Here is a 14,660-nt window from a genome sequence, read left to right on the forward strand (position 1 = left end):
AAAAACCCTGCCGAAGCAGGGTTTTTAAATTTTAATAGTTTTAAAATTAGAAGCTATATCTAAGTCCTAATTGCATTTGCCATCTTGATGAATTTAAGCCAGCATCATCAATAATATTTTTTGTATCTGGCGCACTAGCATTATACGTAAAATTAGGTGTAGTCCCATCTGATTGAAAACCTGCAAAATTTAACAATTGTACCTGGTTAAAGTTAGCAAATGTTCTAACTCCCCATTCTTTATTTAAAAGATTTGTAAAGTTAAATATATCAGCGGTAAATTCAATTCTATTTAGAGTTTTTCCTACCTGAAAACGAAATTCTTGGGCAAATTTTAAATCTAATATGTGTATCCAATCAGTTCTACTTGCATTTCTTTCTGCAAATTGACCTCTTCTATCACGTAAGTAATCATCACCTTCGATAAAAGCATCTAAAGCCGCCCACTGCTCAGCAGGGGTTGGTGTACCTGGTATTATTGTGCCACGATTTCTAAAGAAATCTAATTGAGCTTCTGCTTCATTTCTTGGCACATATGCTAATGCCGAAGCAAAAGCTCCAGTATCATTGATTAAACCACTACCGGCTACCACATAACTAAATGGCTCTCCTACTGCTCCTTCATAAAACAAACCTAATCTTGTTCTAAGATTTTCAGTCCACTTTAATTCAACGGTAGAATTCGCAATAATACGGTGACCTGGTGAAAAATCAGATCTTGAAAGTACTGGTCTATTGGAGCCGTTTACAGTCTCTAAATTTTGCCATTGAGAACTGTTCTGTGACGACGTTGCATCTATTAATACATCCGAATCACCATAAGAATAAGTTGCCGAAGTTCTAATATCAACTTTAGGTGTAAAAATATCTTTACTTAAAGTTCCACTAACATTATAAGAGCTACCTTCTCCAGTGTTTGAAGCCAAAAATATTTCATTGTAAGTACCGTCTAATCTTACGTTTCTATAATTTACTCTAGACCCTGCACCAGTTGTTTCAAATTGCGGGCCTGCTAAGTTTAAATTTTCATAAGCAATAGCCGTAATATTATCATTCCAAATAAAATCAGTAGAAAGTGTAAAACCTCCTGGTAATTTTTGGTCGAATGCAATATTCATCTTCAAAATCTGGGGTAATTTAAAGTTTTCTTCAAACAAATCTATATTACCTCCTAAACCTCCTGTTCCAGGAGCTGGATTAGAAAACTGTTGATTTACATCTGGATTAAATGCAGGAACAGCACCACCTGATAAATCCAAAAGACCAGCTGTTAATCCATTGTTGTTATATGCACCACCTGGCCAAACTAATGGAATCCTTGAAGTAAACACTCCTAATCCACCTCTTATTTGAGTTGAACGATCACCATTCACATCCCAATTAAAACCTACCCTTGGTGAAAAGTGTACATTTGCTTTAATTCCTTGACCAACTCTAGCTCCTTTTAAATCTTTACCATTTGCTTCTAATAAAGCCACTGTTCTTGTATTAAAATCATCATTAGCTAAACCATCTGCCCAATAAGGAATATCAATTCGAGCTCCCATGGTAAATTTAAAATTATCTGTTACGTTAACAATGTCTTGTACATATAAACCAAACTGAAAAATATCAAATTCAGCCGCCCCTTCAGAGTTATCCCCTATACCTCCTAAAAGTGAGTATCCGCGACGAAATCTATTAGCACTTTGACCTGTTAAAAAGTCATTTAAACTACTAAATCTATAGTACCCAAAATTACGACCAAAAAACACATTCTTTGCAGAAGAAAATTCGTTATTAGTTCCTATAGTAATAGTGTGAGGACCCGAATAAATCTCAAAATTATCGGTTATTGTTAGTACGCTTTGTTCTAACAAATTTGCAGTAGAAAAGGCTTCAGATCCAAAAAATATTCTATCGTTTGTAGATCCTGCACTAATTTCTACCGCTGGAAAAGGATTTCCAACAAAATTACGATCATCATTAACTGTAGTATAACCCACAACAAGATTGTTCGCCATATTATCCCCAATTTTAGAATTTAATTCTAAAGCTGTCGAATTTGTAGTTGAGGAAAAATCAATTGCTCCATTAAGAAAACTAATAGAGCCTTGGTTTGAACCAGGAGCATCGAATTCAACTGCCTTTACGTAACTGTGTTTTAAAGAAAGTTTATGATTTTCATTAATATTCCAGTCAATCTTAGCGATTAATTTATCACTTACAAGACTTGATGTATTATTTGCATATCCTCCTGGATTATATCCATAGTTATTAACGAGAAAATCAGAAAGTTGCTGAAGATCTGCTGCCGTAGCAGCTCCTCTGTAGGTGCCTATATCAAAAGGCTGTGGTGTTTCATTATCTTGTCTTTCGTAATTAACGAAGTAGAATAATTTATCTTGTACAATTGGCCCTCCAACACGAATACCGTAAGTTTGGGCTGAAAATTCATCTAATTTAGTTCTCTCGTTATCTCCAGCTATGCCAACAGGTGTTTTACCAACCATATCCTGATTTCTATAAAATCCGTAAACAGAACCTTCCGTAGTGTTTGTTCCAGATTTAGTGATAGCATTGATACTAGCACCTGCAAAACCAGATTGTCTTACATCAAAAGGAGCTACGTTAATTTGAAATGATTCTATAGCATCTAATGAAATAGGGCTCACTCCTGTTTGACCACCATTGGTACCACTTCCAGCAAGACCAAATACATCATTATTGACAGCACCATCAATATAAATGGCATTATAACGATTGTTCTGCCCTGCAACAGAAATGATATTATCTCCAGAAACTTTAGCTTGTGGGGTAAGCCTAGCAAAATCAGAAATATCCCTGGAAATAGTAGGAAGGCTAGTAACTTGTCTTTGACTTACATTTGTTTCTGCGCCTGTTTTTCCTGAATCGAAAACACCATTAGCTTGTGCTACTACCACAATCTCGTCAAGTGCATTTAAGGCCTCACCTAATTGAGTGCTAATTCTTTGAGTATCTCCTAAATTCAAGAAGAGGTTATCATTTTTGTAATCCTCGTAACCGATATACGAAATTGTAATTTGATAAGGCCCACCAGTCCTCATGTTTGAGATTCTGTAATACCCATCAAAATCAGTTGCGGCTCCGTAGGTAGTTCCTGAAGGTGTGTGGATTGCCACAACGCTTGCTCCTGGTAACGGCTCGCCTGTTTGGTCAGTTACTTGCCCACCAATGGAAGCTGTAGTAACCCCTTGTGAAAATGCAATTGCCGTAAATAAAAATGCGACAATCGCGAAGTACATTTTTTTCATTTTTCTAAGTGTTATTTTTAGTTTTTTATTTTGTTGCAAAAGTGTAACATTTATTACACTTGAACATTAACAAAACGTTAAATTAGTTTTGCCAAAATTAACATAAAAAAAGAAACTTAAACCTTGAAAAAGAAGAAGTTATTAGACTTTATTAAGAAATTTGATAATTACTATTTAAATCTTAAAATTATGCAAAAGATTCAATGTAGAAGCGTCATGTTTAGACATTTCTGAGTTTTCAATATCATTTAATACTGTTGTCGCGAGTTGCTTTCCTAATTCAACACCCCACTGGTCGTAACTAAAAATATTCCAAACCACCCCTTGTACAAATATTTTATGCTCGTACATGGCGATAAGCGCTCCTAAGCTTTTGGGCGTTAGGGAATTAATCAATATCGTATTTGTAGGATTATTGCCTTTAAAAACTTTAAAAGGAATTAACTTTTCAACAGCACTAGACGTCATTTTCGACGTAGAAAGCTCTTTTTTTACCTCCTCAGCTTCTTTGCCATTCATCAAGGCTTCGGTTTGAGCAAAAAAGTTAGCCATTAACTTGTTGTGGTGATCTTTCTCTCCATAAAGAGAGTGTTTATAGCCAATAAAATCAGTTGGAATTAGCTTTGTACCTTGATGTATTAGTTGAAAAAAAGCATGCTGGGCATTAGTTCCTGGCTCTCCCCAAATAATAGTTCCGGTTTGGTAATTAACCACATCTCCGTTCCTATCTACGCTTTTGCCATTGCTTTCCATGATACCTTGTTGAAGGTAGGCCGAAAAACGACTTAAATATTGTGTATAGGGAATAATAGCTTCCGTCTCTGCCCCGTGAAAATTATTATACCAAATGCTTAACAAGCCCAAAATAACGGGTATATTATCCTCAAAATCTGCTGTTTTAAAATGTTCATCCATTTCGTTAGCACCAACTAATAGCGCATCAAAATTTTCATAACCTACAGCTAATGCAATAGAAAGACCTACCGCACTCCATAAAGAAAAACGACCACCAACCCAATCCCACATGGGAAATACGTTTTCGGCTGAAATACCAAACTCACTTATTTTTTCGGTATTGGTAGATACGGCAGCAAAATGCCTGGCAACATCGGCTTGAGTGGCGTGTTGTAGAAACCATTTTTTAATGGTGGTTGCATTGCTCAAAGTTTCTTGTGTGGTAAAAGTTTTTGAAACCACCACAAATAAGGTCGTTTCAGGATTTAAGTATTTTAAGGTCTCAAAAACATGATCACCATCGACATTACTTACAAAGTGCATTTTTAAATGATTTCCATAAAACTTTAAGCCCTCTACCACCATAGCAGGCCCTAGGTCAGATCCGCCAATGCCAATATTTACCACATCAGTAAAAGCTTTTCCTGTAAATCCTTTTTTTGCTCCTGAAATAATGGCTTCTGAAAACGTTTTAATCCTATTTTTTACTTCATAAACTTCGGGCATAACGTTAGCGCCATCTACCAAAACCGAGTTGGTTTTCTTAGCTCTCAAAGCCGTATGCAAAACCGCACGATTTTCAGTTTCATTAATAAGAACTCCTGAAAAATAATCTTGAATAGCTTCTTTCAAGTGCACTTCCTCCGCTAATTCTAAGACTAACTGAATGGTTTCTGAAGATATTCTATTTTTGGAAAAATCAACTAAAAAATCATTCCAAGTAATGCTAAAATCTAATGCTCTATTGGAATTGGTATTAAAGTACTCCTTAATTTGATGGTCTTTCGTTGCTTCAAAATGTGCTTCTAATTTTTTCCACGCCTTTGTTGTCGTCGGATTGATCGATTGTAATGCCATTATTAATTTTCTGTTATCAGTTGGTTATCTAAAGTAACCTCAGTATAAGGAATACTATCTAATTTTGATTTTAAAGGCGCTATAAACGCTAAATACTTTGTTTTCAATGAGTCTGCAATAGGATCCGCTACAGGAAGTTTTTCTCTTAGAGGGTCTACTTGCACTCCGTTTTTCCAAAAGCGATAACAAACGTGGGGACCACCTGAATTTCCCGTCATTCCAATCCAACCGATAACATCGCCTTGTTTTACATACTGCCCCTTTTTTACATTTTGGTTTTTCATATGTAAATACTGGGTACTATAAGTTCCGTTGTGTTTTATTTTTACAAACTTTCCGTTCCCTCCCCTACGGGTTGATTCTTCAACAGTACCATTAGCGGTAGCAATAATAGGAGTCCCCATAGGTGCGGCATAATCGGTGCCTTTATGTGGCCTAACTTTATAGCCATAATAGGCAATTCTTCTATTTAAATTGTAACGCGAAGAAATTCTTACCTTTTTAAATTCTACAGGAGCAATTAAAAAGGTTCTTCTCAAATTTTTAGCCTCTTCATTATAGTATTCTGTTACCTTATTTAAGGAATCAATTTGATAGGCAAAAGAATAGAATGATTCTCCATTATGTTCAAAATAAGCAGCTTCAATAGGTTCTGCTCCAGCATAAATAGTATCGTTTATATATTTTTCTTTGTAAAAAACTTTAAATTTATCTCCCTTTTGCAATCTAAAAAAATCAATAGACCAAGCATAAATTTCAGATAAATTATTCGTGACCATATAATCTATACCTTGCTCATTTATCGCTACTGATAAATTAGAATTTATGACTCCAGAGGCCACTCTGTCTACATATTTTACATTCTTTTTACTTCTATAGGCGTTTATAGAATCTCTTAAATCTAATACGGTATAGTTTATTTTATCGTCTTCGTAAATAAAAAATTGAGCAACTTCTGAAGTATCTTTAGATTTTAAAATGGCATAAGGCTTACCCACATTAAATTTACGAACATCAAATGTATCTTTAAATTCAGTCGAAATTCTGAATATTTTTTGATAATCTACCTTATTCTTTAGCATTAAATCGCCAAAAATATCGCCCTTACGAACGGTGTCTCTTAAAACTACAAAATCGTTTAAATTAAAACCATAAGCTTCAATCACGACTGGTTTTTCTATTATTTCTACTTTTTCATTAGCATCGTTTGATATTTTTTCGTCTTTACATGAAGCTATAAGAAGACAGCTTAGCAGTATGATATAAATTCTCTGCATCTTTTAATTTTCTATTTTTTCGGGGTTAAAGATATGGTCTATCCATTGTTTTCCCCAATCATTTAACTCATCTTTAGAATATAATTCTGGAAAAAAAATAACTTTTTGAAAACTTGGCGGTAAATATTCTTTCCAGTTGGTGCCTCCCGTAGCGTCAATTGGTTTTTTATCTTTCGCTAAATATTTATACGCTGAACCCAAGTGCATTAATGGCCAGTTAACATTGGCATTCAAATCTAAATCTTTTAAAGCCTTAATCAACTCTTTATTTTCACGATCTTCTGTTGGTAATTGCAGGTATTTATGATAGATTGTTTTATTTTCTATTTGCTTTGCAATTCGTATAAATCTTGGCGTATAGCGGTATTCAAATTGTTTTAAGGTTAAGGTTTTTTCACCCGTATCTTTATCCGTTGCCCCTTTTTTCCAATATATATTTTCGTACAAATCCTCGATACTGTTTTCCGAAGAGAAAGAGTTTCTTTGGGTATGATGCACTAAATTTTCTAAAGGAGTGGCATACATTTCAATCATTCTATATTGGGCAGACTGAAAACCGCTAGCGGGCAAAAGCGCCATTCTAAACTGAAGAAATTGCTCACGCTGCATACCAGTGATCATCACTCCAAATGAAGATATTAACACCTTAAAATAACTATTAATCCGATTTGCCTTTTCAACAAAAAAAGCTATTTCTTGCGTTTTATCGTCTACCAATTGCTTCTGCTCATGCAAAATTAGTTTAAAATACAATTCAGTAATTTGATGATACATGATAAAAATCTCTTCATCAGGAAAGTGTGTTCTGGGTATTTGAAGGCTCAAAAGGGTGTCTAAGTGTATATAGTCCCAGTATGTTAAATAACGCTCGTACAAAAGACCATCCAGGTACGAGCTGAGGTCCTGACCAGAATCTTTATACTTCTCTTCTAGTTTTGATATTTGCAGCTTTATATTTTCGTTATTTTCCAAATTAAGAAAATTTAATTGACAGCATAACACCATCTATGTTATGGACAAAAATAACATAAAGTTTAAGCTATTAATACTGTACCTTGTAATTATTACCAGAGATTCTTCAAAAAAGAACCTATACCCGAAAAAATCAATCCATTATAATTTTAAATTGATTCTCTAAGCCATTGTATCCATCTAAATCTGCTTTAATAGATCCTACCGCAATATCTGCTTTTATTCGTATCGGAATTTTGTTTAAATCGTTAGAAACCCAAAGTGATAGACTTTCTTCTTCTTTAAAAACTCGACCAGATTGTACATAAGGTCTAAATTTTAAACATTGTACTTTTCCGTATTTAGTTTTTAAGGTATCGATACCTAAATACTTTAATTTAAATTGAAAAATACCATCATCATCATACAACATGTCTAACTTTATAAACTCACCTATGACTAAATCTTCGAAATCATAATTTTTCCGAATGTAATAGAAAGCTGAAATTAAATCTTGTACTCTATTGGTTATGGTAAAGTTTTGCTTTTTATTATTTTTTTTATCGTTTAGCTCGGCCTGTTTTTTGGTGTAATCATAATTAATTTCAATATCCTTGGTATAGCCACCTTCATCTATTTTTCGAACAAACCTATAGGGTTTACCATCTTCTTTATCAAAATAACTTTCGTAAACATCATCTACCTTATAAAAAATTCGCGCAGCTCCAGTAGTTTTACCTTCACCTCGAACCTTATACACACTTTTTCCATTCAAATTATCATTGGTTAAATGTAATGTTGCAGAACTTGCATTAAATATTCCATAATGAATTCTAAACTTAAGCCATTCTCCCGATGTGAAAGGGGTACTTGTCTCCTGAGAAAAAGCACCTATACTCCAAATAGTTAAAACAAAAACTACTATTTTCTTCATATTTTTTTAGCTTGGATGATGCCTCAAAAAAATCAACACCATTTTTTTAATGAAAAGGCTAATATGGTAAAATTAGCAAAAACTTTTTTTACAATATCTGCATTATCCGTATAGATAAACAAAATTTATTCCAAAGTATTGTGTAGGTGTTTTTTCCTTTCAACATTCTCTTTAAAATTAACAGAAAATAGCTCAAATAGTCATCGTAAAAAGATGTAGAGTAGCTATCTGAATAAGTTTCCTTCATAAAAAAAGCCCAGTGTTTCCACTGGGCTTTCCCTAAATAACCAACCAAACTTTAAATTATGAAAAACCAATACTTAAAGTTAATAAGGGAACCACCCCTTATTTGATAACAAATTTAAAACAAAGCTTGAAATTAAAAATGCTTTTAACGTACTTTAACTATAGTCTTAACAGTATTTTATAGATTGGTATTAGAATTTTAATTTTTAATTAAGATTTGTATCATTCTTAAAGGGTGCCTCTCGCGGCCTGTTCTCTTTCAATCGCTTCAAAAAGTGCTTTAAAATTACCCACTCCAAATGACTGCGCCCCTTTACGCTGAATAATTTCAATAAATAAAGTGGGCCTGTCGACGATGGTTTTGGTAAATAATTGCAATAAATATCCTTCTTCATCTCTATCGATAAGAATACCGTGTTTTTTTAGTACTTCAACATCTTCATCGATATCTCCAACACGTTCTAGTAAATCGTCATAATATTCTTCTGGTACGTACAAAAACTCTACGCCACGATCTCGCATAGCACTTACCGTAGCCACAATATCATCTGTCGCCAAGGCCATGTGCTGCACTCCAGGGCCGTTGTAAAAATCTAAATATTCTTCAATTTGTGACTTCTTTTTGCCCTTTGCGGGTTCATTTATCGGAAATTTTATACGTCCGTTGCCATTACTCATCACCTTACTCATCAAGGCAGTATAATCAGTAGCAATATCATCATCTACGAACGAAACTATTTGTGCAAAACCCATTACTTCACCATAAAATTTACACCAGGTATTCATTTCATTCCAACCAACATTGCCCACCATGTGGTCTATAAACTTTAAACCTGTTGGTTCTGGATTATAATGTGATTCCCATTTTCTGAATCCTGGTAAAAAAATACCATTATAATTTTTACGTTCTACAAATATGTGCACCGTTTCACCGTAAGTATAGATACCTGAACGAACCACGTAGCCATTTTCATCTTCCTCTTTGGTAGGTTGCAAATAAGGTTTGGCCCCTCTTTTGGTGGTTTCTTCAAAAGCTTTGGCAGCATCTTCTACCCATAAAGCAACTACTTTAACCCCATCTCCATGTTCGTTAATATGTGCATTTATTTCTCCGTCTTTTAACAATGGAGTCGTCAATACTAAGCGTATTTTATCTTGTCTTAAAACATAGGACACCCTGTCTTTTACACCGGTTTCTAAACCGGCATAGGCCTCAGATTGAAAGCCAAAGGCCGTTTTATAAAAATGGGCGGATTGCTTTGCATTCCCTACGTAGAGCTCTACGTAGTCCGTACCAAGTAATGGCAAAAAATCCTCCGCCTCTTTGAATAATTTTTTTAAAGAATATTCTGTATTTTTTAAATCTTTTAAGTTTTTTATTTCTGCTGCCATGATGTTTTTTTGAATTAAATTTTAAGGATGTTTTGATGTCTTTTACATTTGTGGTATTAAGGGCCAATGCGACCTTACCACATGGCTCGAAGATGGGCTGTAATATCAACTCTACATTGTAACATGTTACAAATATCGTAATTAAAGTATGATTTTTCTGTTACTCTAATAGTAAATCCTTGAAAAAAACACTTAAAACCAATAACCAACACTAATAAATAAATTACCATCTGAACGTTCTGGGGACCACGAATAGTTAAATTGTACAGGCCCGATGAAAGATTCCCAGCCATAGCCTATTCCATAGCCTGAAAAATCAGGTGCGGTAAACCATTCTCCTGTTCTAAACAAATCATCATCTACATTGGCATAATTAGCTGCAAAAATTAGATGATGTTTTGGCACAAATTCATAATCTAATTTAGCTAATCCTTTTACAAAACTATTCCCAGGCAAACTAAGAAAGTCATATCCAAAAAAGGGTGTAAAGTTATTTATTTTAACTGCACCAAAACCTCCTAAAACAAAATCAAAAGAGGTCACGGGTGATGTTCCTAATTTAAAACCACCTTCTGTTTCTATGTTTAAAGAAATATTCTTAAATACTGGGAATGCTGCGCCCATTCTAGCTTGTGCCACAGAAAACTCCTTAAAATTATCATTAAAATCAGATGAAGCTAGATATAAGTGAAAATCGCCCTCAAAATACAGTCCAGTACTTGGGAAAAATTTATCATTATAGGTATCTAACTTTAACTTTCCATAGGTGCTATAAAAGCTGCTATTCTCAAAATACAGCCTGTCATTATTAAGGCCATTATTGGTGTTGGGCACACTAGGGTTCAACAATTGACCGATAGTTCTAGTGCTAAATTTTAATAATTTATGTTCAAGCCCTAAAGCAAAAGCAAATTCTTCTTTTATGACTGTTTGTGCGTAAATTTGATTGGTTAAATCTGATACATCTAAATTAATGAAATTGATATTCGGATCATTAGGCACATCAAAATTAGATTCTAATATGCGATAGTTTAGCCGCTGATTAAAACCCACAAACCTAGAATTAAAACCATAGCTCCAATAGCTTCCTTTGTCTATATAATATTGTAAATTATACCTTAAATTATCTCCAATAATAAAATCGAATGAAACAACATCATCATCTACTAGAATGTTTTTTTTTGTTAAATTTATAAGTCCTGCACTATTGAGGAGGTTATCATAGTGCACTCCCATCTTAATAAATGTTTTGTTTGGATTTTCATTAAGGTTTAAAATAAGATCCGTTTTGCCTTCGTTAGATTTTAAGGTATACCTGATACTTTTAAAACTGCCACTCGCAGATAAATTACTAAATCCTTTTTGTAATTTTTGAAATGAAATTACATTGTCTGACGGAAATCTTAGTTTGCCTTTAATAAAACCTCTAGAATAATTTTCGCTTCCATTGATGATTAAGTCATTAATCACTATAGTATCTTGAATTACTATAGCAGGTTTAGCGCTTGTTGTTCTATTTTGCTGAATGGCCAACTTTTTGAGTGCTGCATAATGTTCTCTAGTTGCCAATTCACCTTTGTTGATGATTTCATCAAACAAATTAAAATCAATTACGGAATATTTCTCAATATCTGGTTTTATATAAATATCTGTTTTTTCAGCCTTCGAAACCATGTCTTTTACGGTTCTATAATTATTTATTTGAAGTAAAATTTCTGTTGCTGATGATAGGTTTTCACGACTTGAAAGGCCATGTTGCACATCGATTCCTATAATATGAGTTGCCCCCATTTTAAGCACCCTATCTACAGGGTAATTATTGATGACACCGCCGTCGATTAAAATCTGACCATTTATTTCAGAGGGTTCAAAAAGGGAAGGAAACGTTCCACTAGCCATTATCGCTGCTGGTAAATATCCTTTATTTAACAATACTTCATCTCCAGTTTCAACATTGGTGGCAATACAAAAAAACGGAATTGGAAGCTTGTTGAAATCCTCTATTTCATGAACGTGATACAACATTTTTACCAATTTATTATAGATGTTTTGCCCACTAGATATCGCCGATGGAAATGATATTTTAAAATTATTAAAGGGTAATGTTAAGGCATATTTTTCTGAGTTTTCTTTCTCATAAAAGGTTTTTGCATCTCGGGGCAGATTGTCTTGAATGAGCTCGGTAAAATTTGTACTTCTAAAAATAGAATCTAACTGATTTGCAGAATATCCAGAAGCATATAAAGCACCGACGATGGCTCCCATACTAGTGCCTCCAATAAAATCGATCTCTATTCCAGCCTCTTCAATCACTTTTAAAGCACCAATATGCGCAAAGCCTTTAGCCCCACCACCACTTAAAACCAAGCCTACTTTTACAGGTTTATCGGTTTTATCGTTTTGAGCAAACGCACTCCAACTACACAAGGCATATAAGAGAAGAAATATTAATTTTTTATTGCACATAGTGTATCACTTAACGCTTTAATGAAAGGCATCATAAATTTTTTTTGCCCTTGCCATCCCTATTTCAGCAGACAAGTTTTCAAGGGAGGCTTCTTTGACCCTTTTTACCGATTTAAACTTTTTAAGAAGCTCATCAATTGTTTTTTCACCGACACCTTCAATAGTAGATAACTCTGATGTTATCGCCCCAGTACTTCGTTTATTTCGGTGTAGTCTAATCCCAAACCGGTGTGCTTCATTACGTAATTGCTGAATTATTTTTAAGCTTTCAGATTTTTTATCTAAATATAAGGGAATTGAATCACCTGGAAAATAAATTTCTTCTAATCGTTTCGCAATACCAATAATGGCAATTTTTCCTCTTAAACCCAAGACATCTAAACTTTTTAGGGCTGACGACAACTGTCCCTTTCCACCATCAATAACAATAAGCTGTGGTAACGGCTCCTCTTCTTCTAGCAATCTTTTGTACCGCCTAAAAACTACTTCCTCCATAGATGCAAAATCGTCAGGACCAACCACTGTTTTTATCGTGTAATGTCGGTAGTCTTTTTTAGATGGCTTTCCATCCTTAAAAACTACACAAGCCGCCACCGGATTAGAGCCTTGAATGTTCGAGTTATCAAAACACTCAATGTGCCTAGGTTCTTGGGATAAACGAATATCTTTTTTCATTTGAGCCATTAGCCTATTCGTATGCCGATCAGGATCTATAATTTTAATTTGATTAAAGCGCTCCTGCCTGTATAACTTTGCATTGCGTTCTGATAGTTCTAAAATTCTTTTTTTATCCCCTAATTTAGGAACAGTAACCTTTAAGTTTAAGTCTGTAACTACTTCAAATGGAACATATATTTCCTTCGAATCAGATTGAAATCTTTGGCGAATTTCTACAATAGCCAACTCCAGCAGTTCCTCATCTGTTTCATCGAGTTTTTTCTTTATTTCTAAGGTGTGAGATCTAACTATAGAGCCATGTGATAGCTGAAAGAAATTTATATAGGCAAAGGCTTCATCTGATATTATTGAGAATACATCAACATTATTAATTTTTGGATTTACGACCGTAGACTTCACTTGATAATTCTCAAGAACATCAATTTTTTCTTTGATGAGTTGCGCCTCCTCAAACCGCATATCGTCAGCCAAAGCCTTCATTTGATGTTTAAAATACTGTACCGATGATTTAAAGTTGCCCTTTATAATTTCTCGAATATCTGCGACCTGTTTTTGATACTCTTCTAAACTTTGATCACCTTCGCAAGGTGCTTTGCAATTACCTAAATGATATTCTAAACAGCGTTTATATTTACCCGCCTCAATTTTTTCTTCAGACAAGTCATAAGAACAAGTTCGCAGGGGATATACACTCTTAATTAAATCGAGTAAGGTACGCACGGTTTTCATACTGGTATAAGGGCCGTAATATTCTGAGCCATCCTTTATATGTCTTCTCGTTGGAAAAATTCTAGAAAAACGCTCGTTTTTTATGCAAATCCATGGGTAAGATTTGTCATCCTTTAATAAAACATTATAACGAGGTCTGTATTTTTTTATAAGGTTATTTTCTAACAACAAAGCATCGGACTCCGTAGGAACAATAATATGTTTTATAGCCTTAATTTTTTTTACCAACACACGAGTTTTGCCTGTGTCATGGTTTTTAGTAAAATAAGAACTTACCCTTTTTTTTAGATTTTTTGCTTTACCAACATATAAAATTTTATCATCCGCGTCATAAAATTGATACACCCCTGGGTTATCTGGCAGTGTACTCAGCTGTATTTGTAAAGAAGGTTCTTGCATTAATCAGGTTATAAAAAAAACAAAATTTGACTCCGTTAAATTACTGCGTTTTTATGAAAGGCGATAACTTTTAAGGCACTTTAACGTGAACTATTGAGGCTGAAACTAAAAAATAAATATTCCAAAACCTATGAAAAAGTATTGGGCACTTTCTTCAGAATGTCAAAGCTTAAAGATTTAATTTTTAAAAATTCCACAGGTCTACGTTTCACCTTGGCTTAGCTGCAAATTCAAGTTTTTAGTGTGTCTTTTACTGTTCTATAGTCTTAAAATTCATAAACTTTTGCTAAAAACGTGCATTTCAACGATTAAATGATGCACTTTGTAGATGTCTTATTGTTTTTTTATTTACATTTAGGTCAAATAAAATTACCCTTGCTATGGAAAATTATATCATTACTTTAGGAACTTATGTGATTTTAATGATTTTTTTTAAAATTTACGTTGCTGTTGCTGGAAAAGAATAAGCACATTGGCTATACCAACAAATTTTTAAATCATT

Annotated in this window: 8 protein-coding genes; all 8 read right to left on the reverse strand. The window is 34.0% G+C overall.

What is annotated here, in order from left to right:
- Positions 1-46: 46 nt before the first annotated feature.
- Positions 47-3,274, reverse strand: coding sequence for a carboxypeptidase regulatory-like domain-containing protein (locus GQ45_RS09395; protein ID WP_047420251.1), 3,228 nt, complete (start codon positions 3,272-3,274; stop codon positions 47-49).
- 174 nt (positions 3,275-3,448) lie between these two features.
- Positions 3,449-5,086 carry a glucose-6-phosphate isomerase gene (gene pgi / locus GQ45_RS09400; protein ID WP_047417143.1) on the reverse strand — a complete coding sequence of 546 codons (1,638 nt, stop codon included), beginning with the start codon at positions 5,084-5,086 and terminating at the stop codon, positions 3,449-3,451.
- Between the two features lie 2 nt (positions 5,087-5,088).
- Positions 5,089-6,363: a peptidoglycan DD-metalloendopeptidase family protein gene (locus tag GQ45_RS09405; RefSeq protein WP_047417145.1), complete on the reverse strand. Its 1,275-nt coding sequence runs from the start codon at positions 6,361-6,363 to the stop codon at positions 5,089-5,091.
- 3 nt (positions 6,364-6,366) lie between these two features.
- Positions 6,367-7,335 carry a tryptophan 2,3-dioxygenase family protein gene (locus GQ45_RS09410; RefSeq protein WP_047420252.1) on the reverse strand — a complete coding sequence of 323 codons (969 nt, stop codon included), beginning with the start codon at positions 7,333-7,335 and terminating at the stop codon, positions 6,367-6,369.
- Between the two features lie 133 nt (positions 7,336-7,468).
- Positions 7,469-8,248 carry a DUF3108 domain-containing protein gene (locus tag GQ45_RS09415; RefSeq protein ID WP_047417147.1) on the reverse strand — a complete coding sequence of 260 codons (780 nt, stop codon included), beginning with the start codon at positions 8,246-8,248 and terminating at the stop codon, positions 7,469-7,471.
- A 474-nt stretch (positions 8,249-8,722) separates the two neighbouring features.
- The gene (gene hppD, locus GQ45_RS09420; RefSeq protein ID WP_047417150.1) at positions 8,723-9,886 is read right to left on the reverse strand and encodes a 4-hydroxyphenylpyruvate dioxygenase; all 1,164 of its coding nucleotides are present in this window, start codon (positions 9,884-9,886) and stop codon (positions 8,723-8,725) included.
- Positions 9,887-10,078: 192 nt separating this feature from the next.
- Positions 10,079-12,352, reverse strand: a complete 2,274-nt coding sequence (locus tag GQ45_RS09425; protein ID WP_047417151.1) for a patatin-like phospholipase family protein — start codon at positions 12,350-12,352, stop codon at positions 10,079-10,081.
- Between the two features lie 18 nt (positions 12,353-12,370).
- Positions 12,371-14,158: an excinuclease ABC subunit UvrC gene (uvrC, locus tag GQ45_RS09430; RefSeq protein WP_047417153.1), complete on the reverse strand. Its 1,788-nt coding sequence runs from the start codon at positions 14,156-14,158 to the stop codon at positions 12,371-12,373.
- Between the last annotated feature and the right edge of the window lie 502 nt (positions 14,159-14,660).

Source organism: Cellulophaga sp. Hel_I_12, from assembly GCF_000799565.1.
GTDB lineage: Bacteria > Bacteroidota > Bacteroidia > Flavobacteriales > Flavobacteriaceae > Cellulophaga.

Coding starts and splice junctions, on each gene's coding strand:
- GQ45_RS09395 (WP_047420251.1), bottom strand. CDS start 3,274: ATGAAAAAAATGTACTTCGCGATTGTCGCATTTTTATTTACGGCAATT.
- pgi (WP_047417143.1), bottom strand. CDS start 5,086: ATGGCATTACAATCGATCAATCCGACGACAACAAAGGCGTGGAAAAAA.
- hppD (WP_047417150.1), bottom strand. CDS start 9,886: ATGGCAGCAGAAATAAAAAACTTAAAAGATTTAAAAAATACAGAATAT.
- GQ45_RS09405 (WP_047417145.1), bottom strand. CDS start 6,363: ATGCAGAGAATTTATATCATACTGCTAAGCTGTCTTCTTATAGCTTCA.
- uvrC (WP_047417153.1), bottom strand. CDS start 14,158: ATGCAAGAACCTTCTTTACAAATACAGCTGAGTACACTGCCAGATAAC.
- GQ45_RS09425 (WP_047417151.1), bottom strand. CDS start 12,352: ATGTGCAATAAAAAATTAATATTTCTTCTCTTATATGCCTTGTGTAGT.
- GQ45_RS09415 (WP_047417147.1), bottom strand. CDS start 8,248: ATGAAGAAAATAGTAGTTTTTGTTTTAACTATTTGGAGTATAGGTGCT.